Source organism: Rhodococcus sp. p52, assembly GCF_000763325.2.
In the GTDB taxonomy this organism is placed as follows: Bacteria; Actinomycetota; Actinomycetes; order Mycobacteriales; family Mycobacteriaceae; genus Rhodococcus; species Rhodococcus pyridinivorans.
Genome location: NZ_CP016819.1, coordinates 4,461,233 through 4,485,884, shown reverse-complemented (window position 1 = coordinate 4,485,884; position 24,652 = coordinate 4,461,233). Strand labels below are relative to the sequence as shown.

Annotated in this window: 20 protein-coding genes and 3 tRNA genes; 17 read left to right on the top strand and 6 right to left on the bottom strand. The window is 68.7% G+C overall.

What is annotated here, in order from left to right; all coding sequences use genetic code 11:
* The first annotated feature begins 46 nt into the window (after positions 1-46).
* The 3 genes from IM25_RS20740 to IM25_RS20730 all read left to right on the top strand — a co-directional run bounded on the left by IM25_RS20740 (position 47) and on the right by IM25_RS20730 (position 4,631).
* Entirely contained in the window at positions 47-1,819 is a 1,773-nt protein-coding gene (locus tag IM25_RS20740) for a SulP family inorganic anion transporter (RefSeq protein ID WP_033097750.1), read from the top strand.
* Between the two features lie 128 nt (positions 1,820-1,947).
* A complete protein-coding gene (serA, locus tag IM25_RS20735) occupies positions 1,948-3,540 on the top strand; it encodes a phosphoglycerate dehydrogenase (protein WP_006554532.1) in 1,593 nt (530 codons plus the stop codon).
* Between the two features lie 80 nt (positions 3,541-3,620).
* A complete protein-coding gene (locus IM25_RS20730) occupies positions 3,621-4,631 on the top strand; it encodes a 3-isopropylmalate dehydrogenase (RefSeq protein WP_033097800.1) in 1,011 nt (336 codons plus the stop codon).
* Positions 4,632-4,730: 99 nt separating this feature from the next.
* Here the strand turns inward: IM25_RS20730 and IM25_RS20725 are convergent, their stop codons facing one another.
* A complete protein-coding gene (locus IM25_RS20725) occupies positions 4,731-5,927 on the bottom strand; it encodes an MFS transporter (RefSeq protein ID WP_033097751.1) in 1,197 nt (398 codons plus the stop codon).
* A 110-nt stretch (positions 5,928-6,037) separates the two neighbouring features.
* Between IM25_RS20725 and IM25_RS20720 the strand changes: the two genes are divergently transcribed.
* The 5 genes from IM25_RS20720 (at position 6,038) to IM25_RS20700 (ending at position 8,957) form a co-directional block, all read left to right on the top strand.
* Positions 6,038-6,814: a fumarylacetoacetate hydrolase family protein gene (locus IM25_RS20720; protein WP_006554529.1), complete on the top strand. Its 777-nt coding sequence runs from the start codon at positions 6,038-6,040 to the stop codon at positions 6,812-6,814.
* Between the two features lie 66 nt (positions 6,815-6,880).
* The gene (gene gltX / locus IM25_RS20715) at positions 6,881-8,353 is read left to right on the top strand and encodes a glutamate--tRNA ligase (RefSeq protein ID WP_065996351.1); all 1,473 of its coding nucleotides are present in this window, start codon (positions 6,881-6,883) and stop codon (positions 8,351-8,353) included.
* A 215-nt stretch (positions 8,354-8,568) separates the two neighbouring features.
* A tRNA-Gln gene (locus IM25_RS20710) sits at positions 8,569-8,640 on the top strand.
* A gap of 86 nt (positions 8,641-8,726) precedes the next feature.
* Positions 8,727-8,799 (top strand) — tRNA-Glu (locus IM25_RS20705).
* Positions 8,800-8,884: 85 nt separating this feature from the next.
* Positions 8,885-8,957, top strand: a tRNA-Glu gene (locus IM25_RS20700).
* Between the two features lie 53 nt (positions 8,958-9,010).
* Here the strand turns inward: IM25_RS20700 and IM25_RS20695 are convergent.
* The gene (locus IM25_RS20695; RefSeq protein WP_065996349.1) at positions 9,011-9,523 is read right to left on the bottom strand and encodes a pyridoxamine 5'-phosphate oxidase family protein; all 513 of its coding nucleotides are present in this window, start codon (positions 9,521-9,523) and stop codon (positions 9,011-9,013) included.
* Between the two features lie 105 nt (positions 9,524-9,628).
* Entirely contained in the window at positions 9,629-10,330 is a 702-nt protein-coding gene (locus tag IM25_RS20690; RefSeq protein WP_006554526.1) for an IclR family transcriptional regulator, read from the bottom strand.
* A gap of 116 nt (positions 10,331-10,446) precedes the next feature.
* Between IM25_RS20690 and leuC the strand changes: the two genes are divergently transcribed.
* The 3 genes from leuC to IM25_RS20675 all read left to right on the top strand — a co-directional run bounded on the left by leuC (position 10,447) and on the right by IM25_RS20675 (position 13,386).
* The gene (leuC, locus tag IM25_RS20685; RefSeq protein WP_019288377.1) at positions 10,447-11,874 is read left to right on the top strand and encodes a 3-isopropylmalate dehydratase large subunit; all 1,428 of its coding nucleotides are present in this window, start codon (positions 10,447-10,449) and stop codon (positions 11,872-11,874) included.
* A gap of 28 nt (positions 11,875-11,902) precedes the next feature.
* Complete coding sequence (leuD, locus tag IM25_RS20680) at positions 11,903-12,499, top strand: 3-isopropylmalate dehydratase small subunit (protein WP_006554524.1); 597 nt, start codon at positions 11,903-11,905, stop codon at positions 12,497-12,499.
* A 170-nt stretch (positions 12,500-12,669) separates the two neighbouring features.
* A complete protein-coding gene (locus IM25_RS20675; protein ID WP_033097753.1) occupies positions 12,670-13,386 on the top strand; it encodes an HU family DNA-binding protein in 717 nt (238 codons plus the stop codon).
* Positions 13,387-13,481: 95 nt separating this feature from the next.
* On the opposite strand, the gene IM25_RS20670 is transcribed toward IM25_RS20675, so the two are convergent.
* The 3 genes from IM25_RS20670 to cofC are packed head-to-tail and all read right to left on the bottom strand — an operon-like array spanning position 13,482 to position 17,345.
* On the bottom strand, positions 13,482-14,438 hold the full coding sequence (locus IM25_RS20670; RefSeq protein ID WP_065996557.1) for an NUDIX hydrolase: 957 nt from the start codon (positions 14,436-14,438) through the stop codon (positions 13,482-13,484).
* Positions 14,439-14,451: 13 nt separating this feature from the next.
* The gene (locus IM25_RS20665) at positions 14,452-16,647 is read right to left on the bottom strand and encodes an RNA degradosome polyphosphate kinase (protein ID WP_065996347.1); all 2,196 of its coding nucleotides are present in this window, start codon (positions 16,645-16,647) and stop codon (positions 14,452-14,454) included.
* Complete coding sequence (cofC, locus tag IM25_RS20660) at positions 16,644-17,345, bottom strand: 2-phospho-L-lactate guanylyltransferase (RefSeq protein ID WP_065996345.1); 702 nt, start codon at positions 17,343-17,345, stop codon at positions 16,644-16,646. The genes IM25_RS20665 and cofC overlap by 4 nt, the downstream gene beginning before the upstream one ends.
* A 239-nt stretch (positions 17,346-17,584) precedes the next feature.
* Between cofC and IM25_RS20650 the strand changes: the two genes are divergently transcribed.
* The 6 genes from IM25_RS20650 (at position 17,585) to IM25_RS20625 (ending at position 24,632) form a co-directional block, all read left to right on the top strand.
* Positions 17,585-18,583, top strand: coding sequence for an NAD(P)H-dependent glycerol-3-phosphate dehydrogenase (locus tag IM25_RS20650; protein WP_024101374.1), 999 nt, complete (start codon positions 17,585-17,587; stop codon positions 18,581-18,583).
* Between the two features lie 5 nt (positions 18,584-18,588).
* Entirely contained in the window at positions 18,589-19,749 is a 1,161-nt protein-coding gene (locus IM25_RS20645) for a cystathionine gamma-lyase (RefSeq protein WP_082920933.1), read from the top strand.
* Positions 19,750-19,820: 71 nt separating this feature from the next.
* Complete coding sequence (locus IM25_RS20640) at positions 19,821-20,927, top strand: D-alanine--D-alanine ligase family protein (protein WP_198162513.1); 1,107 nt, start codon at positions 19,821-19,823, stop codon at positions 20,925-20,927.
* Between the two features lie 48 nt (positions 20,928-20,975).
* Positions 20,976-22,259, top strand: a complete 1,284-nt coding sequence (locus IM25_RS20635; protein WP_065996340.1) for a glutamate-5-semialdehyde dehydrogenase — start codon at positions 20,976-20,978, stop codon at positions 22,257-22,259.
* 29 nt (positions 22,260-22,288) lie between these two features.
* On the top strand, positions 22,289-23,185 hold the full coding sequence (locus IM25_RS20630) for an AAA family ATPase (protein ID WP_006554514.1): 897 nt from the start codon (positions 22,289-22,291) through the stop codon (positions 23,183-23,185).
* A gap of 1 nt (position 23,186) precedes the next feature.
* On the top strand, positions 23,187-24,632 hold the full coding sequence (locus IM25_RS20625; protein ID WP_065996338.1) for a vWA domain-containing protein: 1,446 nt from the start codon (positions 23,187-23,189) through the stop codon (positions 24,630-24,632).
* The last annotated feature ends 20 nt before the right edge of the window (positions 24,633-24,652 follow it).

Sequence of the window (24,652 nt, the reverse complement as noted above, 5' to 3'; positions counted from 1 at the left end):
AGCGATGTCGCAGCCACGGGCCGAGGCCGCGGAGGATACTTGGCTGATGTGGCTCCTCGCCGCGTTCGGGCGGCTCCCGGGTGTCGCCACCGCACGGTCCTACCGGCGGGGGTGGCTGCGGGGCGACGTCACGGCGGGTCTCGCGCTCAGCGCCCTGCTCGTCCCCACCGGCATGGGATATGCCCAGGCGGCGGGACTGCCGCCCTACACCGGTCTCTACGCGACAGTGGTGCCGATGCTCGTGTACGCGGTGGTCGGTCCGTCCCGGATCCTCGTGCTCGGACCGGATTCCGCGCTCGCCCCGCTCATCGCGGCCGCGGTGATCCCGCTCGCCGCCGACGGTGACCCGCAGCGTGCGGTCGCCCTCGCCGGTGTGCTCGCCCTCCTCGTCGGGGCGATCCTCCTCGTCGGGGGGATACTCCGCTTCGGATTCCTGACCTATCTGCTCTCCACACCGATCCGGGTCGGTTTCCTCAACGCGATCGCGATCATCGTCATCGTCGGGCAGCTCCCGCTCCTGCTGGGCACCTCGGCCGACGAATCCGGTGTCGTCGCCGAGGTTCTCGACGTCGTCGACGACGTCTTCGAGGACGGTGTCGAACCGGTCGGACTTCTCCTCGGCGCCGGCACCCTCGCTGTGATCCTCGTGCTGCAGAAGGTCGTTCCCCGCATACCCGCGGTGCTCGTCGCGGTGGTCGCCGCCTCCGCGGCGGTCGAGGTGTTCGGGCTCACCGATCGGGTGGAGATGGTGGGGGCGCTGCCCTCCGGGATCCCCGCGCCCGTTCTGGGCGGTATCGAACGGGGAGACGTGATCGAACTGCTCGCACCCGCGGTCGCGGTCGCCGTCATCGCGTTCGCCGACACCGCGGTGCTGTCGCGCTCGTTCGCGCTCCGACGGGGCGAGGACGTGGACGGCAGTTCCGAGATGCGCGCCCTCGGTGTGGTGAACATCGCAGCCGGTGCGACGGGCGGATTCCCCATCTGCGGCAGCGGCAGTCGCACTCCCGTCCTCGAACAGGCCGGAGCGCGTACCCAGCTCGCGGGTGCCTTCGGAGCGGTGACGGTCGCGATCTTCCTGCTCGCCGCGCCGGGGGCGACGGCGTACCTGCCGCAGGCCGCGCTCGCTGCCGTCGTGATCGCCGCGGCGAGTGCGCTCGTCGATGCGAAGGGGCTCGGTCGCCTGTGGCGGGTCAACAAGATCGAATTCTGTTTGTCCTTCGCCGCATTCGTGGCGGTCGGTCTCGCCGGTGTGTTGAGGGGTGTACTCGTCGCGATCGCATTGTCGTTGGCGGTCGTGATCGTGCGTGCCTGGCAACCCCACCGGACCGAACTCGTCGAACTCGAGAACATCGCCGGATATCACGACCGGGAGCGGCATCCCGAGGGCCACCGCATCCCGGGTCTCGTGCTCGTGCGATTCGACGCTCCGCTGTTCTTCGCGAACGGTGTGATCCTCACGAAGTTCGTCCGTGAACTCGTCCGCGAACGCGAGGACCGTATCGAGTGGGTGGTACTCGCGGCCGAACCGATCACGGATCTAGATATCAGCGCCGTCGAGGAGATCGAACGTCTCGACGACTACCTCGCCCACAGGGGGATACGGCTCGCCTTCGCCGCGATGAAGGGGCCGGTCAAGGACAAGTTGCACCGGATGCAATCGGGGAATCGCTTCGGGGCCGGTCGATTCCATCCGACCGTCCGCACTGCCGTGGTGGCCTTCCGGCACCGGAACCAGCCCGGCATCGAGCGCAGTGTGCTCGACGCACCCCCGCAGGACATCGTCCCGCCCCCGCGGAAGGATCGGCCCGCACCACCGTGATCCCGGTCCCGGTGGCCCCGTGGGAGGGGCCGGGGCACTAAACTGTGGGCGGTCGCGGGTGCCCACGCATGCTGTCGGGCGCGAGCGCCGTCGACCACTCACACATTCACGACACAGGGAGTCCGCACGTGAGCCAGAATGGCCGTCCAGTAGTCCTGATCGCCGACAAGCTTGCGCAGTCGACCGTCGATGCGCTCGGTGACGGTGTCGAGGTGCGCTGGGTCGACGGCCCCGACCGCCCCGCCCTGCTCGCGGCCGTGCCCGAGGCCCAGGCGCTGCTGGTCCGCTCCGCGACCACCGTCGACGCCGAGGTGCTCGCTGCGGCGCCCAACCTCAAGATCGTCGGTCGCGCCGGTGTCGGCCTCGACAACGTCGACATCGCTGCTGCCACCGAGCGCGGTGTGATGGTCGTCAACGCGCCCACCTCCAACATCCACTCCGCCGCCGAGCACGCGGTCGCGCTCCTCATGTCCGCGGCGCGGCAGGTTCCCGCCGCCGACCGCACCCTGCGTGAGCGCACCTGGAAGCGGTCGAGCTTCAACGGCACCGAAATCCTCGGCAAGACGGTCGGCGTCGTCGGCCTCGGCCGCATCGGCCAGCTGTTCGCCCAGCGTCTCGCGGCGTTCGAAACCCACGTCATCGCGTACGACCCCTACTTGCCGGCCGCCCGCGCCGCACAGCTCGGCATCGAGCTCGTCGACATCGACGAGCTGGTCGCCCGCGCCGACTTCATCTCGGTGCACCTGCCCAAGACCAAGGAGACCGCCGGCCTGATCAACGCCGAGCGTCTGTCCAAGGCCAAGGACGGCGTCATCATCGTCAACGCCGCCCGCGGTGGCCTGATCGACGAGGACGCGCTGTACGACGCGCTCGTCGAAGGCAAGGTCCGCGCTGCCGGCCTCGACGTCTTCGAGACCGAGCCGTGCACCGATTCGAAGCTGTTCGACCTCGACAACGTCGTCGTCACCCCGCACCTCGGTGCATCCACCGCCGAGGCCCAGGACCGCGCCGGTACCGACGTTGCCAAGAGCGTGCTGCTCGCCCTCGCCGGCGAGTTCGTGCCCGATGCCGTCAACGTCTCCGGTGGCCCCGTGGGCGAGGAGGTCGCGCCGTGGCTCGAGCTCGTTCGCAAGCTCGGTCTGCTCGCCGGCACCCTCTCGCCCGAGGCCGTGCAGAACGTGCAGGTCGTCGTCAGCGGTGAGCTCTCGGCCGAGAACACCGACATTCTCGGCCTGGCCGCCCTCCGCGGCCTGTTCTCGGCGAGCAGCGACGAGCCCGTCACCTTCGTCAACGCCCCCAAGCTCGCGGAGCAGCGCGGCGTGACGGTCGAGGTCGAGAAGGTCAGCGAGGCCACCACGCACCGCAGCGCCGTCGAGGTCCGCGCCGTGGCGCCGGACGGACACGTCACGTCCGTCGCGGGTGCGCTCACCGGCCTGCAGCAGGTCGAGAAGATCGTCAACATCAACAGCCGCAGCTTCGACCTCCGCGCCGAGGGCCACAACCTGATCGTCCACTACCAGGACCGTCCGGGTGTCCTCGGAACGCTGGGCACCGTGCTCGGCAACGCGAGCATCGACATCCAGGCCGCGGCGCTGAGCCAGGACGCGGAGGGCCCCGGCGCCACCGTGATCCTCCGTGTCGACCGCGTCGTCGGCGACGCCGAGGTCGGACAGATCACCGAGGCGCTCGACGCGCGCGTCGCCCAGGTCGACCTGTCCTGATCCTTCGGTTCTCCATCATCCGGTGGCCGCGACCGTCTGCACGGTCGCGGCCACCGTCGCACAGGAAGTGAGTAGTGCTCATGAAACTTGCGGTCATCCCAGGTGACGGCATCGGTGTCGAGGTCACGGCGGAAGCTCTCAAGGTGCTCCGCGCCCTCGTCCCGGATCTCGAGACGACCGAGTACGACCTCGGTGCCCGCCGGTACAACGCGACCGGCGAACTCCTGCCCGATGCCGATCTCGCCGCGATCCGCGAGCACGACGCGATCCTCCTCGGTGCCATCGGCGATCCGTCGGTCACGCCGGGCATCCTCGAACGCGGTCTCCTCCTGAACATGCGGTTCGCACTCGACCACCACGTCAACCTGCGGCCGTCGCGCCTGTACCCGGGCTCGAAGTCGCCGCTCGCCGCCGACCACGAGATCGACTTCGTCGTCGTCCGCGAGGGCACCGAGGGCCCGTACACCGGCAACGGGGGAGCGATCCGCGTCGGCACCCCGCACGAGATCGCCACCGAGGTCTCGGTGAACACCTGGTTCGGAGCCGAGCGCGTGGTCCGCTACGCCTTCGAGCTCGCGCAGACCCGCCGCAAGCACGTCACGCTCATCCACAAGACGAACGTGCTGTCGAACGCCGGCGCCATCTGGACCCGCGCCGTCGAGACCGTCGGCAAGGAGTTCCCTGAGGTCACCACGGCCTACTGTCACATCGACGCCGCGACCATCTACATGGTCGACGACCCGTCGCGCTTCGACGTCATCGTCACCGACAACCTGTTCGGCGACATCATCACCGACCTCGCCGGCGCCGTAACCGGCGGTATCGGCCTTGCCGCGAGCGGCAACATCGACGCCTCGGGCACCAACCCGTCGATGTTCGAACCGGTCCACGGCTCGGCACCGGACATCGCCGGCAAGGGCATCGCCGATCCCACCGCGGCGATCCTGTCCACCGCCTTGCTGCTGCGCCATCTCGGGCGCGAGGAGGATGCTGCACGCGTCGAGCGGGCCGTCGAGGCCGACCTCGCGAATCGTGGTCCCGGTCCGATCGTGACCACCGAGATCGGCGATCGGATCGCTGCTTCTCTTTGATCTCTGAGCGCGGATTCTCTCCGGGCACCGAGTTCTTCGGCACAAACGCGCGTGGCGCCGGCGGGTACGTCCCGTCCGGCGCCACGCGCGTTTCGCGTATCAGTCCTTCGGTATCACCGGGACCGCCGCTGCGGGAGCGATGGCGGACAGGGCGAAGGCCGCGGGGAATCCGACCGCGGCGATGAGCCCACCGAAGACCGGTCCGACGGCCGCGGCGAACACGAACTGCCCGGTGTTCTGGATCCCGAGTGCGCGGCCGCCCCAGAACGGGCCGGCGATCTCCGCGACGGCAGTGAATGCCAACCCGTTCGGCGCCGAGGTCAGGATCGACGCGACGAGCAGGACGCCCACCGCGATCGCCGAATCCGTCCACGCCGTGACGGAGAGCGCGACCATCGACACGACGACCGATGCGGCGACGAGGCGCATCGGTCCCAGCCTGCTGCCCACCCGATCGGACCAGGCCCCGGTGACGACACGTCCGAGGGCGCCGAGGATCTGGGCGGCGGTGATGACGAGACCGGCGCCGACCTCGTCCCAGCCGCGGTCGGCGATGAGCCAGACCAGGGCGTAGGTCCACACGACGTACTGCGGAACGACGAGCAGGATCGACGCGAGATGGATCCGCGTGAGGGACATGGAACTCCGGTAGGGATTGCCGAGCACGCCTGCGCGCTCGGCCTCCACCCGTCCGGGTCGGGGCGGATCCACCACGCCGACCGCGCAGACGACGGCTGCGAGCCCGCACGCGAGCATGGGAAACGAGAGCGCCCAGGCGATCCCGTGGTCGCCCGCGAGAGTGGGGATGACGAGTGCGCCCGCGGCGACACCCAGCGGCACCGACATCTGCCGGATGCCCATCGCGAGGCCGCGCTGGTGCGGCGGGAACCATCCGACCACCACGCGACCGCTCGCCGAATTGGCGCTCACGGCGCCGGCTCCCGCACACATCAGCAATAGGCCGAGCAGTGCTGCGGAGGTGGTGCGGGACAGGTCCAGTGAGGTGGTCGCGCTCGCGAGTCCCATCGAGACGGCCGCGATCCCGAGTCCGGCGGCCAGCGCGAGACGTTCGCCGAACCGGTCGGCGATCGCGCCCCACACGACGAGCGTGAACACGCCGCCGAGGATCGGTGCGCCGGCGAGGGTTCCGGCCTGGGCGAGGGTGAAGCCACCCTCCTGGTTCAGGGTTGGGATGAGGAAGGCGACGCCGTTGATGACGGTGGCCTGGGAGGCCTGGGCGAGGACGCCGAGGGCCAGGATCAGCCATCGGCGCCGACCGATGTCCGGAGTGTCCATGAGTCCCACTATCTGAGAAAGTTGTACCGTTATATGAAATCTTGGTCGGACTCTATACCCGCGGCACCCGGGCGTCGATCGCAGTGTGCGCGCACCGTTAGACTCCGGACATGCGCCTTGGTCGAATTGCCAGCCCGGATGGTGTCGCGTTCGTGAGCATCGAAGGGGAGGGGAAGTCCGCGACGGCGAAGGAGATCGCCGAGCATCCTTTCGGGAACCCCACCTTCACGGGCCGGAGTTGGCCCCTCGCCGACGTGCGGATTCTCGCCCCGATCCTCGCCACCAAGGTGATCGCGGTCGGTCGCAACTACGCCGCCCACGCCGCCGAGTCGGGCAACGAGGTCCCCGACGAGCCGATGATCTTCCTCAAGCCCAACACGTCGATCGTGGGCCCGGGCGCGCCCATCGTGATTCCGCCCACCACCTCGCTCGTCCATCACGAGGCCGAACTCGCCGTGGTCATCGGGCGTCCCTGCAAGGACGTCCCCGCCGCGAAGGCCCGGGAGGCGATCCTCGGCTACACGATCGCCAACGACGTGTCCGCGCGCGACCATCAGCGCAAGGACGGCCAGTGGGGCCGAGCCAAGGGCCACGACACCTTCTGCCCGCTCGGTCCGTGGATCGAAACCGACATCGACCCTTCCGATCTCGAGATCTCGGCGGAGGTCGACGGGCAGATCCGCCAACGCAGCCGCACCTCGAAGATGGTGCACGACATCCCGAAGCTCATCGAATGGATCTCCGGTGTCATGACCCTGCTGCCGGGCGACGTCATCCTCACCGGCACTCCCGAAGGTGTCGGACCGATCGAGCCGGGCAACACAGTCTCGATCACCGTCGAGGGCATCGGAACGCTCACGAATCCGGTCGTCGCCAAGGGATCCTGACCGGAGCTCGCTGCGGGGCGGATAGCCTGGGAAGGTCTCCCGTCGATCCTCAACCCTGAGCGAGTCATGACCACCAGCGAAGTACGCGTACGTTTCTGCCCGTCACCGACCGGAACCCCGCATGTGGGTCTGGTGCGCACCGCCCTGTTCAATTGGGCTTTCGCGCGTCATCACGGCGGCACCTTCGTGTTCCGCATCGAAGACACCGACGCCGCACGCGACACCGAGGAGTCGTACCAGGCGATCCTCGACGCCCTCCGGTGGCTTGGTCTCGAATGGGACGAGGGTCCGGAGGTCGGCGGACCGTACGAGCCGTACCGGCAGTCGCAGCGACGCGACCTTCACCTCGAGATCGTGCAGAAGCTCGTCGACTCCGGTGAGGCCTACGAGTCGTTCTCGACGCCGGAAGAGGTCGAGGAGCGGCACAAGGCCGCCGGCCGCGACCCGAAGCTCGGCTACGACAACTTCGACCGCGACCTCCCCCCGGAGCAGCGGCAGGCATTCCTCGACGAGGGGCGCAAGCCGGTCGTGCGACTGCGCATGCCCGAAGAGGACCTCACGTGGAACGACCTGGTCCGCGGCGAGACCACTTTCAAGGCGGGCTCGGTGCCCGACTTCGCGCTGACCCGCGGCAACGGCATCCCGCTCTACACGCTCGTCAATCCCGTCGACGACGCGCTGATGAAGATCACACACGTCCTGCGCGGCGAGGACCTGCTGTCGTCCACCCCGCGTCAGCTTGCGCTGTACGCGGCGCTGCAGCGCATCGGCGTCACCGATTTCACGCCCGAGTTCGGCCACCTGCCGTTCGTGATGGGGCAGGGCAACAAGAAGCTCTCCAAGCGCGACCCGGAGTCCAACCTCTTCCTGCACCGCGATCGCGGGTTCATCCCTGAGGGCCTGCTCAACTACCTCGCTCTGCTCGGCTGGGGTCTCGCCGACGACCGCGACGTGTTCTCCCTCGACGAGATGGTCGCGGCCTTCGAGATCTCCAAGGTCAACTCGAACCCCGCCCGGTTCGACCAGAAGAAGGCCGACGCCATCAACGCCGAGCACATCCGCCTGCTCGAGCCGGAGGAGTTCGCGACCCGGCTGAAGGCGTACCTCGTCGAGCACGGCCGGATCGGGGCCGACGTCGACGACGCGCTCTTCCGGACGGCCGCCGACCTCGTACAGACCCGTATCGTCGTTCTCGGGGACGCGTGGGACCTGCTGAAGTTCCTGTTCGTCGACGACGCCGACTTCACGCTCGACGAGGTCTCAGCGGCGAAGAATCTCAAGGAGGATGCCGCGCCCGTGCTCGACGCCTCCGTCGCCGCCCTCGAGGGCCTGACCGAGTGGACCACGCCGGCGATCGAGGAGGCGCTCAAGAGCGCACTGATCGAGGGGCTCGAACTGAAGCCGAGGAAGGCCTTCGCTCCCGTGCGGGTCGCGGTGACGGGCTCGCACGTCAGCCCGCCGCTCTACGAGTCGATGGAACTGCTCGGCCGTGAGCGCACCCTTGCACGACTGCGTGCCGGGCGGGCGCGCATCGCCTGACCCCTGCATGGTCGCTCTCGGCCCGTCGTCGGCACCCGCCGGCGACGGGCCGAACTCCCTCCGGGCTCGATTTCATGCCACCGAGTTCGTCCTGAGCTCGATTGCACTCCTCTGACCAGCCGATTTGTAGTTGGTGGCGGGGTTGGTGCTAATCTTCTTCTCGGTTCGGAACGGAGGCCACAACGCCCGCAGGGCAGGCCGAAGGAACAAACCATTGGGGTATGGTGTAATTGGCAACACAGCTGATTCTGGTTCAGCCATTCTAGGTTCGAGTCCTGGTACCCCAGCTGAGACGCGGCGGTTTGCCCGCAACGTCTCAGCCAGCTATGCTGGCTGAGCTTCCTTCGGGAAGCGAAGAGAAGAAGTTCCATAGGCCCCCGTCGTCTAGCGGCCTAGGACGCCGCCCTCTCACGGCGGTAGCGTGGGTTCGAATCCCATCGGGGGTACAACGGACTACCCACCGATCTCCGGGTCGGTGGGTGTTCTTCTCTCGGAGGCGTCGGCTCGTCGATTCCTCGGAAAGTTCCATAGGCCCCCGTCGTCTAGCGGCCTAGGACGCCGCCCTCTCACGGCGGTAGCGTGGGTTCGAATCCCATCGGGGGTACAACCACGAAGGCTCTCCGATCATCGATCGGAGAGCCTTTCGCGTATGGGCGGTCAGTGCGCGGCGGACGGAAGATTGGCGGCCGTCGTGCCGCCGATCTCCATGGCAGGCATCCCGAGCTTGCAGTGATCCCACGAACGCACCCGCGCGGGCACCACACGGACGGCCACCCGTTTGTGCATCATCTGCTCCACCGCGGGGCGCGCCTCCTCCGTGTACGGGGCGGTGTACCGCTCCCATACGTCGCGGCAGACCTCGAACAGGCGGTCGTGGTCGTCCACGATCCCCGCCCGCCCCTCGATCGAGACGCCACGCAACTGGTCGTAGGTGTCGCCGGCCTCGACGAGGACGGTCACGCGATCGTCGCGCCGGAGGTTGACGACCTTCTGCGATTTCGCCTTCGTCTCGAACCAGATCTCCCCGTCGAGCACCGCGTACCACATGGCGACGAGGTGCGGGGTGCCCGTCGGTCCGAGGGTCGCCAGGTTCGCGACCCGGCTGCGGTGGAGGAACTCGTCGATCTCCGACTCCGTCATCGTGATGCCTGCGCGGCGGTTGGTTCCCATGCGAAGCACTCTGGCAGAGCGTGGGGCCGCACGGCTGTCTTCCTCCCGCCCCGCCCGTGTCCCTCCTGGGCTCCACCCGGGAGGGACACGGGCATGCGGTCGGCCTCAGAGACGCTTCTGGAGCGCTTCTGCGGCGGCGAGGAGGTCGGCGGCCCAGCGGGCGCCCGGTCGGCGGCCCATGCGGTCGATGGGGCCCGATACGGAGATCGCGGCGATCACGCCACCGCTGCTGTCGCGCACGGGTGCGGCGACCGACGCCACACCGGGTTCGCGTTCGGCGGCGCTCTGCGCCCAGCCGCGGCGGCGGACCTCGACGAGCACGCGTTCACCGAAGGCCGCGTCGGGGAGGATGGCGCGCTGGGTCGCCGTATCGGCCCACGCGAGCAGAACTTTCGCGCCGGAGCCGGCCGTCATCGGAAGGCGTGCGCCGACGAGGACCGTGTCGCGCAGACCGGTCGGCGGTTCGAGAGCGGCGACGCAGACCCGCTGGGTGCCCTCGCGGCGGTACAACTGCACGCTCTCGCCGGTGATCTCGCGCAGACGGGGGAGGACGAGCGAGGCGGCCTCGACGAGCGTGTCGCCTGCGCCCGCGGACAATTCGGCCAGTCCGGGGCCGGGACGCCACTGTCCGTCGCTGTCGCGCATGAGGAGGCGGTGGACCTCGAGGCCCACGGCGAGACGGTGCGCCGTGGCACGGGGCAGGCCGGTCCGCGCGCACAACTCGTTGAGGTTGCACGGCTGTTCGGCAACCGCATGGAGGACTGTCATCGCTTTGTCCAGCACTCCGATCCCGCTATGCTGTCTCATAGGTCGATACCTCCGTCTCGCATAATGGGAAGCATATCGCATGCCGAGAACGGTGGGGACGACACCATACGCGGCCGGACAGCCCCCGGGATCCCGCGTTCGTCACGTACGACAAGGTGGAGAAGATGGCTGGAAAGACTCTGGCGGAAAAGGTGTGGGACCAGCACGTGGTCGTGCGCGGTGAAGGAGAGGGATCGGCGCGACAGCCGGACCTGATCTACATCGACCTGCATCTCGTACACGAGGTGACCAGCCCGCAGGCCTTCGACGGTCTGCGGCTGGCAGGACGCCCGCTGCGGCGTCCCGACCTCACGATCGCCACCGAGGACCACAACGTCCCCACGGTGGACATCGACAAGCCGATCGCCGACCCGGTCTCGCGCACACAGGTCGAGACCCTGCGCCGCAACTGCGAGGAGTTCGGTGTCCGTCTGCACCCCATGGGCGACCTCGATCAGGGCATCGTCCACGTGGTCGGCCCGCAGCTCGGTCTCACGCAGCCCGGCATGACGGTGGTGTGCGGCGACAGCCACACCTCCACCCACGGCGCCTTCGGCGCACTGGCGATGGGCATCGGCACCAGTGAGGTCGAACACGTCATGGCGACACAGACGTTGTCGCTGCGGCCGTTCAAGACGATGGCCATCAACGTCGGCGGCACCCTCGCGCCGGGAGTGACGAGCAAGGACCTCATCCTCGCGATCATCGCGAAGATCGGCACCGGCGGCGGACAGGGCTACGTCCTCGAGTACCGCGGCGAGGCGATCCGCGCACTGTCGATGGAAGCGCGGATGACCATCTGCAACATGTCGATCGAGGCGGGCGCCCGCGCCGGCATGATCGCCCCCGACGAGACCACCTACGAGTTCATCAAGGGCCGCCCGCACGCCCCGAAGGGCGCCGACTGGGATGCTGCCGTGGAGGCGTGGGAGCAGCTGAAGACCGACGACGACGCGGTTTTCGACGCCGAGGTCCACATCGACGGCAGCGCTCTGACCCCCTTCGTCACGTGGGGCACCAACCCGGGCCAGGGCGCTGCGCTCGGGTCCAGCGTTCCGGTACCCGAGGAGATCGCCGACGAAACCGAGCGGTCTGCAGCGGAAAAGGCGTTGCGCTACATGGATCTCGAACCGGGCATGCCGCTGCGCGACGTGAAGATCGACACCGTCTTCGTCGGCTCGTGCACCAACGGCCGCATCGAGGATCTGCGTGCCGTGGCGGATGTCCTGCAGGGCCGCAAGGTCGCCGACGGCGTCCGGATGCTCGTCGTGCCGGGTTCGATGCGGGTGCGCGCGCAGGCGGAGGAGGAGGGTCTCGGCGAGATCTTCACCGCCGCAGGGGCCGAGTGGCGTCAGGCCGGGTGCTCGATGTGCCTGGGCATGAACCCCGACCAGTTGGCGCCGGGCGAGCGTTCCGCGTCGACCTCGAACCGGAATTTCGAAGGACGGCAGGGCAAGGGCGGACGGACGCATCTCGTCTCGCCGGCCGTGGCCGCCGCAACCGCGGTGCGGGGAACGCTTTCCGCACCCGCGGATCTGGACTAGACCACAGGACCGACGAGGAGAATTTTCGATGGAAGCCTTCACCACCCACAGGGGCATCGGCGTCCCGCTGCGCCGCTCCAATGTCGACACGGATCAGATCATCCCGGCCGTGTACCTGAAGCGCGTCACCCGTACGGGATTCGAGGACGGTCTGTTCGCCGCATGGCGCAACGACCCGTCCTTCGTCCTCAACACCCCGCCCTTCGACCGCGGCAGCGTTCTCGTCGCCGGACCGGATTTCGGCACCGGCTCCTCGCGTGAGCATGCCGTGTGGGCGTTGTCGGATTACGGATTCCGGGTCGTGATCTCGTCCCGCTTCGCCGACATCTTCCGGGGCAACGCCGGAAAGGCCGGTCTGCTCGCCGCTCAGGTCTCGCAGGACGACGTCGAACTGCTGTGGAAGCTCATCGAGCAGCAGCCCGGACTCGAACTGGAAGTGGATCTCGAGAACCGGACGGTGACCGCCGGAACCACCGTGGTGCCGTTCACCATTGACGACTACACGCGGTGGCGTCTGCTGGAGGGTCTCGACGACATCGGATTGACATTGCGCCAGGTAGACGCGATTTCCGAGTACGAAAAGTCAAGGCCGTCATGGAAACCGAGTACCCTTCCGGCGCCCTGAAAACACCCCCGAACGCGCCTTCTCCGGGTCCGGTCCGACGCTCCCGTCGGGCCGGGCCCGGAGGTTATTTGCATGAGAATCCGCGTGGCACATAGACTCTTGCCCGTTTGCGGGTCTACCGTGGACTGGAGTCGGTCTGACGGTGGACCGTGTATGTGCGGAGGAAATCAATGAACAAGGCAGAACTGATCGACGTTCTGACCGAGAAACTCGGTTCGGACAGGCGCACCGCCACCGCGGCCGTCGAGCACATCGTGGACGCGATCGTTCGCGCCGTGCACGACGGTAAGAGCGTCACCATCACCGGATTCGGTGTCTTCGAGAAGCGTCGTCGGGCCGCGCGTGTCGCGCGGAACCCGCGCACGGGTGAGACGGTCAAGGTCAAGCCGACCTCGGTGCCGGCCTTCCGTCCCGGCCAGTCCTTCAAGAACATCATCGCGGGCACCCAGAAGCTCCCGGCTTCGGGTCCGGCCGTGAAGCGCGGTGCAGCTGCAGCGGCCAAGAAAACCGCGGCAGCGAAGAAGGCGGCGAAGAAGACCACGGCGGCGAAGAAGACCACGGCGACCAAGTCGACCGCGGCGAAGAAGACCACCGCGGCGAAGAAGACCACCGCGGCGAAGAAGACCACCGCCACCAAGTCGACTCCGGCGAAGAAGACCACCGCGGCGAAGAAGACCACGGCGGCCAAGTCGACTCCGGCGAAGAAGACCGCCGCCACCAAGTCGACCGCGGCGAAGAAGACCACCGCGGCGAAGAAGACCACGGCGGCCAAGTCGACTCCGGCGAAGAAGACCGCCGCCACCAAGTCGACCGCGGCGAAGAAGACCACCGCGGCGAAGAAGAGCCCGGCCAAGAAGACCACGGCCCGCAAGAGCACCAAGAAGTAACACCCACCCGCGATGCGGCTCGCACACGTGCGAGCCGCACAGGTGAGACGACGGCGGCCGCCGGACATCCGGTGGCCGCCGTCGTGTGTACTCGGTCAGATGCTCTCGTCGTCCGCCGGTGGACGGCCCGTGGGAAGAGGGCTGTCGATGTGGTCGGCCGCGACGAGACGATCGCCGCGCAGCGACAACACCCACATGCTCGCCTTCCGGTTCCGCGCCGGAGGCAGCACGAGACCGTCGCGCTCGGCCCACCACTCCAGGAGCGGCGGGGTCACCCTGCCCTGACTGGAAATCACGGGAGTGCCGGGACCGGACGCGATCTCCAGCGCCCGCTTGCGGCCGCGGTCCGGATCGGCGCGGTACTCCTCCTCCGACAGGGCCGGCTCGATGGCGATCTCGAGCCCGTGCCGGGAGGCGAAGGGTTCGACCGTCGCGATGCACCGCGTGCGGTCGGCGGACACCACGCTGTCGCCGCCGAACGCCGTCAACTGCGGAACGAGCGCCTCGGCCTGTGCCCGTCCGGACGCATCGAGGGGCCGGTAACGGTCGTCGCCCTTGTACTTCTTCCGACTACCCGCCTTGGCGTGCCGCACGATCAGCGCCATGGTCGTGTCCAGCGGCACCCGGCGGAACCGGCGCAGGACACTGCGGTCCATCGGATAGGACAACAGATCGAATGCCTCTTCGGGGGGCACCCAACGCAATTCGTCAACCTCGTCATTGGGCGCGAACTGCCCGTCGAGGCACCGCGCAGCCCAGTAGTCCACCCGCTTGAGCTTGCGGTGACCCGGAACGGGGTAGACGACCTTCCCGAGACTACTGCCGAGCGCGGAGCGGAATCCGGTCTCCTCCTCGATCTCCCGCACCGCGGCAACCACGGCCGTCTCACCCGCGTCGAGCTTGCCCTTCGGAAAGGACCAGTCGTTGTAGCGCGGGCGATGCACGAGCGCGACCTGCACATCGTCCGGAGCGTTCTCGTCGACAGGACGCCACAGGACCGCGCCCGCCGCGAAGATGTTGGCCTTCACGGGCTTGTCGCGTGATTCGGTCAACGTTCCCTCCACCTCAGGACGCACGACTACGCATGAGTTCGACCTGGTGGTCGCGGGCAGCGGTTCCCGGCTCGGGGGGCGCCGTCCAGGTGCCGTCGCCCTCGAGAATCCAGCAGCGGGTGACCGGGTCGAGCGCGGAATCGAAGATGCCGTCCAGCTGCGCTGCGAGCCGGGTGTTCTTCACCTGCACCATCACCTCGACGCGACGGTCGAGGTTCCGGTGCATCATGTCGGCGCTACCGATCCAGTACTCGTCGCTGCCCCGGAAATGGAACAACCGCGAATGTTCGAGGAACCGCCCCAGAATCGAGCGCACCGTGATGTTCTCGCTCAGGCCGGGCACGCCCGGCTTGAGGGCACAGATCCCGCGCACGACCACCTCGGTCCGCACCCCCGCCCGCGACGCGCGGTAGAGCGCGTCGATCACCTGCTCGTCGACGAGGGCGTTGGCCTTGAGCCGGATCCCGCTGGGGCGACCGGCCGCGTGGTGCTCGATCTCACGCTCGACGCGTTCGATGATGCCCTTGCGGACTCCGTGCGGTGCGACGAGCAGATTGCGGTACTGCGCCTTCCGGGAGTATCCGGTGAGGGTGTTGAACAGGTCGGTGAGGTCGGCGCCGATCTCGGGTGACGACGTGAGCAGGCCGACGTCCTCGTAGAGACGCGCGGTCTTCGGGTTGTAGTTGCCGGTGCCGATGTGGCAGTAGCGGCGGATCGTCGAACCCTCGCGCCGCACGACCAGACAGGTCTTGCAGTGTGTCTTCAGACCTACGAGTCCGTATACGACGTGGACACCGGCCTGTTCGAGCTTGCGCGCCCACTTGATGTTGGCCTGCTCGTCGAAGCGTGCCTTGATCTCCACGAGCGCGACGACCTGCTTGCCCGCTTCGGCAGCGGCGATCAGGGCGTTGACGATGGGGGAGTCGCCCGACGTCCGGTACAGCGTCTGCTTGATCGCGAGGACCTGGCTGTCGGCGGCGGCCTGCTCGATGAACCGTTGCACGCTCGTGGAGAACGAGTCGTACGGGTGGTGGACGAGGATGTCGCCCTCGCGCAGGGTGGAGAACACGCTCTTCGGTGTCTCTCGCTCGCCGAAGGCGGGATGGGTCGCCGGCACGAAGGGGGCGTCCTTCAGATCCGGTCGGTCGACGGCGTGCCCCTGCCACAGCGACGACAGATCGAGCAGCCCGGGCAACTGGACGACGTCCACCCGATCGACGTCGAGTTCGCGCAACAGGAGGTCGAGCATGTGCTCGGTCATGTCGTCCGACACCTCGAGCCGCACGGGAGATCCGAAGCGCCGCCGGGCGAGTTCGCGTTCGAGGGCTTGAAGGAGATCCTCGTCGCGGTCCTCCTCGACCTCGAAGTCGGCGTTGCGGGTGACGCGGAATGCGTGGTGCTCGACGATCTCCATGCCCGGGAACAACACGTCGAGATGGGCGGCGATCAGCTCCTCGAGCGGGAGGAAGGCCGGCAGTCCGTGCGACGAACCCGCGCGATCGACCCGGACGAACCGATCGACGTTGTCGGGCACCTTCACGCGCGCGAAGTGTTCACCGGACGACTGCGAATCCTTGACCGTGACAGCGAGGTTCAGGGACAGGCCGCTGATGTACGGGAAGGGGTGTGCGGGATCGACCGCGAGCGGCGTCAGGACCGGGAAGACCTGGTCGGCGAAATACTGTGTCAGTCGTCGGCGTTCGTCCTCCGTCAGATCCGCCCATCGGATGATCGAGATGCCTTCGGCCGCCAGGGCGGGCATGACCGAGTCGAGGAAGACCTGCGCGTGGCGACCGGCGAGTTCGCGCGTGCTCGACGCGATGAGCGCGAGCTGGGCGCGCGGGGTCAGTCCGTCCGCGGACCGGACCGACAACCCCGTCTCGGCGCGACGTTTCAGCCCGGCGACCCGCACCATGTAGAACTCGTCGAGATTCGACGCGAAGATCGCGAGGAACTTGGCGCGTTCGAGCAACGGCTGCGAGGTGTCCTCCGCGAGCGCGAGAACGCGGGCGTTGAAATCGAGCCAGCTCTGTTCGCGGTTGAGATAGCGGTCGACGGGAAGTGTGTTGTCGTGATCGGTCCTCGACTGCAGTCCCGTCGCGGCCGGAGGGGCGCTGGTGGCGGTCGCTACGCGACCGGCGGGTCGTGCGGCACCGGATGGTGCCGCGTGCTCGGAACTCGTGGGATCGGGGGAATCGCCGTTGGTCACGAGTTCATTGTTGCAGAGCGACGGCTCCCTGCAGCGCTGTCGCACGGGTGGCACAGGGGGAACTCGACCGTGTCGAGCACGGCCGCGGTGGCCGGTCCGACGCCGAGTTGCAGTGCGGCGGCAAGATCGTCCGGTGTGTCCACATCGAGTCGCAGTCCGGGGAGGGCGTCCGGTACCGGGTACGCACCGGCATCGATGTGGCGACCGGCCGATCCCGGACCGAACGACAGTGGCGGCAGGGGGCCGCTCACGCAGTGCAGCAACGCCGTCGTACCGCTCGCCGTGTGGTCGACGACCACGGCCGTTCCGGTCCGCCGCGCAGTCTCGCGTGCGAGCACGAAATCCTCGGGCCGCAGGGACGGAAGGTCGGCCTGCAACGCCACGAGTTCGGCGCCGGGTGCGTGCTCCCGCGCCCGGCGGGCCGCTGCGAGCAGTGCGGAGTTCAGTGGGTCGGGGGAGTCGGTACGCACCGGATCGGGGAGGACGTCCGCGCCGCAGTCCAGCGCCGCGGCCGCGACCCGCTCGTCGGCGGTGACGACGGTGACCGTCACGTCTCCGGCGGACAGCGCCGCCGTCACGGTGTCCTGCAGCATCGCAAGCACCAGTGATTCCCGTGCTGCCGGGGCGAGGACGTGCGAGAGCCGCGATTTCGCCAGGCCGAGGGCCTTGACGGGAACGAGCACGTGCGTCGCGGGCATTGCCCGATTGTGCCATCAGTATCGAATCGCACGGTCGTGCGAGGTGACGAACCGCACGAGCGCCCGGTGCGACCGGGTCGTGTGCGGTCCGTCCTCCGACCCGGCGCGGTGTCGGTGGAGCCTGCGCGATACTGGGTGCGACCGTGGGTGGTGACCGCCCGGACCGAACCGGTCGCGACCGCCCGCTCCGGGCCGATCGCGAGCGTGAGTGCCGGGCATCGGATGAGAGTGAGGATGGCGTGACCACAGCAGCAGTTCTGGGCGCGGGTTCGTGGGGGACGGCGTACGCCAAGGTGCTGGCCGACGCCGGAACGGACGTGACGATCTGGGCGCGGCGCGAGGAGGTGGCGCGTGGCATCGCCGAGCGGCACGAGAACTCCGACTATCTACCCGGTGTGGAACTGCCGCACTCGTTGAAGGCGACGGCCGATCATCGGGTGGCCCTCGAGGGCGCCGATTTCGTGGTCCTCGCCGTCCCGAGTCAGACCCTGCGTACCAATCTCGAGGAGTGGAAGGCAGATATCGGACCGGACGCGACACTTCTCAGTCTCGCCAAGGGAATCGAGAGCGGCACCCTGATGCGCATGAGTCAGGTGATCGGTCAGGTCACCGGCGCCGAGCAGAATCGCATCGCCGTGCTGTCCGGCCCCAACCTCGCCCGTGAGATCGCCGAGGGGCAACCGGCCGCGACCGTCATCGCGTGCCCCGATTCCACCCGCGCCATGGAGATCCAGAAATCCTGCGCCACAAAATATTTCCGTCCGTACACGAACTCCGACGTCATCGGCTGCGAGGTCGGCGGCGCCTGCAAGAACGTCATTGCCCTCGCGTGCGGCATGGCCGCCGGAGTCGGGCTCGGTGAGAACACCGTCGCGAGCATCATCACCCGCGGTCTCGCCGAGATCACCCGGCTCGGAACCGCCCTCGGGGCCAAGCCGGCCACGCTCGCCGGTCTCGCCGGTGTCGGCGATCTTGTCGCCACATGTACGTCCCCGTTGTCCCGCAACCGTTCGTTCGGCGAACGACTCGGCCGCGGTGAGTCCCTCGAGAGCGCGCAGGAGGCCACCCACGGTCAGGTGGCCGAAGGGGTCAAGTCGTGCACCTCGGTCCGCGCCCTCGCAGCGAGTTACGACGTCGAGATGCCGCTCACCGACGCCGTGCACCGCGTGTGCCACGAAGGCATGTCGGTGCAGGACGCGATCGGGCAGCTGCTCGGACGCCGGATCAAGCCGGAATGAGTGGCATGACGGGCGATTCGACTCGCTGTGTGAAGGCAGTTGCACACGAGGGTGTTCCGGGCTCCCCGCTGCAGGCGGGACCGGTCTTCGCGGCGCCGTATCTCCTCGGGGAGGACGAGCGCGACGACGTCGACACCTATGCGCGGGCCTCGAATCCCGGCTGGCGCGCACTCGAATCGGCGCTCGCCGACCTCGAGCACGCCTCGGCCGCCCGCGTCGTCGGCTCGGGAATGTCGGCGATCACGGTCGCCCTGCGATCCCTCGTGGCCCCGGGCGGCACGGTCGTCGTCCCCTCCGACGGTTACTACCAGGTGCGCACGTACGCGCAGGAATTCCTGGCGCCGCACGGAGTGAAGGTCGTCGAGATGTCGGTCGCGGAGTTCGGTGACGGCACCCTGACCGACGTTCTGGTGACCGCTCCCGACAATTCCGTCGTACTGGTCGAGACCCCGTCGAATCCAGGCCTCGACACCGTCGACCTGCGCGCGATCGCGACCGCGTGCCACGTCTCCGACGCGCTCCTGCTCGTCGACAACACCACCGCCACACCCCTGGGCCAGCTGCCCCTCGATCTCGGCGCCGACGTCGTGGTGGCCAGCGGGACGAAATCGCTCAGCGGACACAGTGACCTGCTGTGCGGATACATCGCCGTCGCGGATCCCGAACTGCTGCCCGCGATCGACCGGGAACGACTGTTGTCGGGAACCGTGCTGGGACCCTTCGAGACCTGGCTCGCGCACCGCAGCCTCGGCACCGCCGGACTGCGCTTCGAACGGCAGTGCGCCAACGCGCTCGCCGTCGCCGGGATGCTGCTCGAGCACGCCGCTGTCACGGACGTCCGCTATCCCGGACTCGCCGGCGACCCCGCCCACGCCGTGGCGGCCGGCCAGATGAGCCGCTTCGGCCCCCTCGTCACCTTCCGGCTACCCGGCCGCGACGAGGTGCACCGCTTCGTCCGCGCGGCCACGCTCGTCGCACCCGCCACCAGCTTCGGCGGTATCCACACGACAGCGGATCGTCGCGCACGATGGGGCGATGCGGTGCCGGAGGGATTCGTCCGGTTGTCGTGCGGAATCGAGGACACCGCGGATCTGCTCGCCGATCTCGACGCGGCGCTGAAGGAGACGACCCTCCACCGAGGGAGACCGGAGCCCGCGGAGACATAGCAGGGTGTCCGGCCCCACCCGCGTAGGACTCGCTCGACACGCGGAGATCGCCACCCGGTACGGTTCGACACGTGAGTATGCCCCGAACCCGGGTGGCCGTCGTCTTCGGTGGTCGCAGCAACGAACATTCCGTCTCCTGCATCTCGGCAGGGAGCATCCTGCGCAACCTGGATCCGGAGAAGTACGAGGTCGTGCCCATCGGCATCACTCCCGAGGGCGCATGGGTCCTCGGCGACGCGGACCCGGCCGGCCTCGCCGCGGCCGGTCGCGAACTGCCCGTCGTCGCCGGCGACGGCTCCGATCTCGTCCTCACCGCGGATCCGACCCGCGGTGGCGACATCGTCGCCCTCGACGAGGGCTCCTACGGCCGGGTGCTCGCCTCGGTCGACGTGGTGTTCCCGGTCCTGCACGGCGCCTACGGCGAGGACGGCACCATCCAGGGTCTGCTCGAACTCGCGGACATCCCGTACGTCGGTCCCGGGGTTCTTGCCAGCGCCGCCGGGATGGACAAGGAGTTCACCAAGAAACTGCTCGCGGCCGAAGGCCTGCCCGTCGGCTTCCAGATCGTCCTGCGTCCCGGCACCGCGACCCTCACCGAGGAGCAGAAGCCCCGCCTCGGCCTGCCCGTCTTCGTCAAGCCCGCCCGCGGCGGATCGTCCATCGGCATCAGTCGCGTGGCCGACTGGGCCGCCTTCGACGACGCCGTCGCGAAGGCCCGGCAGCACGACCCCAAGGTCATCGTCGAGTCCGCGATCATCGGCCGCGAGGTGGAGTGCGGCGTGCTCGAGTTCCCGGACGGCGACGTCCGCGCGAGTGTCGTCGCCGAGATCCGCATGCCCGACACCTCCGACGACCACGAGGCGTTCTACGACTTCGACACGAAGTACCTCGACGACGTCTGCGAGTTCGACGTCCCGGCCAAGCTCGACGAGGAGACCTCCGACCGGATCCGCGAACTCGCGGTCCGGGCGTTCCGCGCCCTCGACTGCCACGGCCTGTCCCGCGTCGACTTCTTCGTCACCGAGGACGGACCGGTGATCAACGAGATCAACACGATGCCCGGATTCACCTCCATCTCGATGTACCCGCGGATGTGGGAGGCCACCGGCGTGGAGTACGCCGAGCTGCTGTCGATCCTGGTGGAGACGGCGCTGGCGCGGGGCACCGGCCTGCGCTGACGGCACACGGCCTGTCGGCTTCCGCGAGGATCCGACTAGGCTGGATACATGACTGCCGTGACCCCCGACTCAGCTGCGACCGACGCCGGCACGGACACCCGTGAGGCCGTCCACGAGGCCGCGCGTCGCGCCCGCGTGGCCTCCCGTCGTCTCGCGTTGCTCACCACCATCGAGAAGGACGCGGCTCTGCACGCCGCGGCCGACGCTCTGCTCGCCGCCGCCGACACCGTCCTCGCCGCGAACGCGGAGGACATCGAGGCCGCCCGCGCCGGTGGCACCGAAGAGGCCATCCTCGACCGGCTGCGCCTGACCTCCGCCCGGATCGACGGGATCGCCGCCGGCCTGCGCCAGGTGGCCGGACTGCCCGACCCGATCGGCGGCGTCGTCCGCGGCTCGACGCTGCCGAACGGTCTCGAGCTGCGCCAGGTGCGCGTCCCGCTCGGCGTGGTCGGCATGGTCTACGAAGCACGGCCCAACGTCACGGTCGACGCATTCGGTCTCGCCCTGAAGTCCGGCAACGCCGCGCTGCTGCGCGGCTCGTCGTCCGCGGCCCGCTCCAACGCCGCGCTCGTCGAGGTGCTGCGCGCCTCGCTCGAGAGCCGGGGCATCCCCGCCGATGCCGTGCAGCTGCTGCCGAGCGCCGACCGCTCGTCGGTCACGCATCTGATCCAGGCCCGAGGCCTGGTCGACGTCGTGATCCCGCGCGGTGGCGCCGGTCTGATCGCCGCGGTGGTGCGCGACGCGACCGTCCCCACGATCGAGACGGGCACCGGCAACTGCCACGTCTACGTCCACTCCGCGGCCGATCTGGAGATGGCGGAGAAGATCGTGATCAACGCGAAGCCCCGCCGGCCCAGCGTGTGCAACACCGCCGAGACGATCCTCGTCGACGAGGCGATCGCCGACACCGCCGTCCCGAAGCTCCTGCAGGCATTCCAGCAACACAGCGTGACGGTCCACGGCGACCTGCCCGGCCTCGTGCCCGCGACCGACCAGGACTGGTCCGACGAGTACCTCTCGCTCGACGTCGCCCTCGCGGTGGTCGACGACCTCGACGCGGCCGTCGACCACATCGACCGTTACGGCACCGGCCACACCGAGGCGATCGTCACCTCGGACCTCGCCGCTGCTCGGGAGTTCACGACGCGCGTGGACGCCGCAGCCGTTATGGTCAACGCTTCGACGGCGTTCACGGACGGCGAGCAGTTCGGATTCGGCGCGGAGATCGGCATCTCCACCCAGAAGCTGCACGCTCGCGGCCCGATGGGTCTGCCCGAACTGACGTCGACGAAGTGGGTGGTGTGGGGCGACGGCCACACCCGTCCCGCCTGATCGAGACCGGCCCGACGAAAGGAACCAGTGTGGATCGTGCGCTGCCCACCACCCCGCCGATCTTCGCGGACGTCCAGGACGTCGTCGATCGTCTGGCCGGTACCGGTTATCTCGCCGACAAGTCCACCGCGACCGCGGTGTTCCTCGCCGATCGCCTCGGCAAGCCGTTGCTGATCGAGGGACCCGCGGGCGTGGGCAAGACCGAACTTGCCCGCGCCGTCGCCGAGACCTCCGAGGCCGAACTCGTGCGCTTGCAGTGCTACGAGGGTGTCGACGAGTCCCGCGCACTGTACGAGTGGAACCACGCCAAGCAGATCCTGCGCATCCAGTCGGCAGGGGCGACCGCCGCGGCGGGCGAGTCGTGGGACCGCACCAAGGAAGACGTCTTCTCCGAGGAGTTCCTGCTGTCGCGGCCGCTGCTCACCGCGATCCGCCGCGAGGATCCGACCGTGCTGCTCGTCGACGAGGTCGACAAGGCCGACGTGGAGATCGAAGGCCTGCTGCTCGAGGTGCTCAGTGACTTCGCGGTCACGGTGCCCGAACTCGGCACCATCCGGGCCACCCGCAAGCCGTTCGCGGTGCTCACCTCGAACGCCACCCGCGAGTTGTCCGAAGCGCTCAAGCGCCGGTGCCTGTTCCTGCACCTGGACTTCCCCGACGCCGACCTCGAACGACGCATCCTCGCCAGCCGGGTCCCCGATCTGCCCGACGCGCTCGCCGACCAACTCGTACGCACGGTCCGCGTGCTCCGCGGCATGCAACTCAAGAAGGTGCCGTCGGTGGCCGAGACGATCGACTGGGGTCGCACCCTGCTCGCACTAGGACTCGACACCCTCGACGACACCGCGCTGCGCAGCACGCTCGGCGTGATCCTCAAGCACCAGTCCGACCAGATCCGCGCTGCCGCCGAGCTCCGGTTGAACTGACATGGCCGCCGCGCACCTTCCCGGATCCGAGGCGCCCCCGGCACCCCACGGACTGCCCGGGCACCTGGTCGGATTCGTCGAGGCGCTGCGCCGCCGCGGCATCGCGGTCGGGCCGTCCGAGACGGTCGACGCCGGACGGGTCATGACGGTGCTCGATCTCCTCGATCGGGAGGCCCTCCGCGAAGGCCTCGCGTGCCCCCTGCTCCGCCGGTCCACACACCGGCCGACCTTCGACGCCCTGTTCGACCTGTGGTTCCCGCCCGCGATCGGACGCCGCGAGGCCACCGACCCTCAGGCGAGCATCCCACGCACCCCCACGGGGGAGGTCGACTTCGAGGCCCTACGCGATCTCATCGCCGAGCTGCTGTCCGACGAGTCGCCGGAGGCACTCGAGGCCTCCGAGATGCTCGTCTCCGCCATCGTCGAGGAACTCGGCCAGTATGCGTCGTCGAACGGCCCGTCCTTCTCGGCCTATCAGGCGCTTCGCGACGTCTCCCCGGACACCCTGCTCACGAAGATCCTCGAGGGACTGCTCGGCAACAGCACCCGCGAGGAACGCGACGACGCCGCCTACGAGAGCGAGGTCGCGCGGCGCACCGCCGCCCAGCGCATCGCCGATTTCCGGGCGATGGTCGAACGGGAGACCCGGCGACGCACCGCCGAGCAGCTCGGCCGCGAACGCGTCGAGAAGTACGGGGTGCCCAAGCTTGCCGAGGAGGTCGACTTCCTGCGCGCGTCCGACGCGGAACTCGTCGCCCTGCGCCGCAGCGTCATGCCGCTCGCGCGTCTGCTCGCGAGCCGTCTCGCGGCGCGCCGCCGGCGCGCTCGTGCCGGCGCCATCGACCTGCGGCGCACACTGCGCAAGTCCATGTCGACCGGTGGCGTGCCCATCGACCTGGTCAACCGCAAGCCCCGTCCGGCGCGTCCCGAACTCGTCGTGCTCTGCGACGTCTCCGGCTCCGTCGCCGGCTTCTCGCACTTCACGTTGCTGCTCGTGCACGCCCTACGCGAACAGTTCTCCCGCGTGCGCGTGTTCGCGTTCATCGACACCGCCGACGAGGTCACCCATCATTTCGCCGCAGGGTCCGATCTGGGCGAGTCCATGTCGCGGATGCTGAAGGAAGCGGAGCTGATCACCTACGACGGTCACTCCGACTACGGACACGCCCTCGGCGGCTTCGCCGAGAACCACGCCCACGCCCTCACCAGCCGCAGCTCGCTGCTGATCCTCGGCGACGGCCGCACGAACTACCGCAATCCGAACCTCGAAGTCCTCGAACATCTCGTGTCCGTCGCACGGCACGCGCACTGGCTCAATCCCGAGCCGAAGGGACAATGGGGTTCGGGGGATTCGGCCGCCAGGGTCTACAGCGAGGTCGTCACGATGCACGAGTGCCGGTCGGCGCAGCAGCTCGCAACGGTGGTGGCGAGTCTGCTCCCCGTGTGAACCCGTAAGCTGGACAACCG

What these genes read in the sequence shown, in the direction of transcription:
- IM25_RS20740 (WP_033097750.1), top strand. Translation starts at nt 47, where the DNA reads ATGTGGCTCCTCGCCGCGTTCGGGCGGCTCCCGGGTGTCGCCACCGCA.
- IM25_RS20730 (WP_033097800.1), top strand. Translation starts at nt 3,621, where the DNA reads ATGAAACTTGCGGTCATCCCAGGTGACGGCATCGGTGTCGAGGTCACG.
- IM25_RS20725 (WP_033097751.1), bottom strand. Translation starts at nt 5,927, where the DNA reads ATGGACACTCCGGACATCGGTCGGCGCCGATGGCTGATCCTGGCCCTC.
- IM25_RS20720 (WP_006554529.1), top strand. Translation starts at nt 6,038, where the DNA reads ATGCGCCTTGGTCGAATTGCCAGCCCGGATGGTGTCGCGTTCGTGAGC.
- gltX (WP_065996351.1), top strand. Translation starts at nt 6,881, where the DNA reads ATGACCACCAGCGAAGTACGCGTACGTTTCTGCCCGTCACCGACCGGA.
- IM25_RS20695 (WP_065996349.1), bottom strand. Translation starts at nt 9,523, where the DNA reads ATGGGAACCAACCGCCGCGCAGGCATCACGATGACGGAGTCGGAGATC.
- IM25_RS20690 (WP_006554526.1), bottom strand. Translation starts at nt 10,330, where the DNA reads ATGAGACAGCATAGCGGGATCGGAGTGCTGGACAAAGCGATGACAGTC.
- leuD (WP_006554524.1), top strand. Translation starts at nt 11,903, where the DNA reads ATGGAAGCCTTCACCACCCACAGGGGCATCGGCGTCCCGCTGCGCCGC.
- IM25_RS20675 (WP_033097753.1), top strand. Translation starts at nt 12,670, where the DNA reads ATGAACAAGGCAGAACTGATCGACGTTCTGACCGAGAAACTCGGTTCG.
- cofC (WP_065996345.1), bottom strand. Translation starts at nt 17,345, where the DNA reads ATGCCCGCGACGCACGTGCTCGTTCCCGTCAAGGCCCTCGGCCTGGCG.
- IM25_RS20645 (WP_082920933.1), top strand. Translation starts at nt 18,589, where the DNA reads ATGACGGGCGATTCGACTCGCTGTGTGAAGGCAGTTGCACACGAGGGT.
- IM25_RS20635 (WP_065996340.1), top strand. Translation starts at nt 20,976, where the DNA reads ATGACTGCCGTGACCCCCGACTCAGCTGCGACCGACGCCGGCACGGAC.
- IM25_RS20625 (WP_065996338.1), top strand. Translation starts at nt 23,187, where the DNA reads ATGGCCGCCGCGCACCTTCCCGGATCCGAGGCGCCCCCGGCACCCCAC.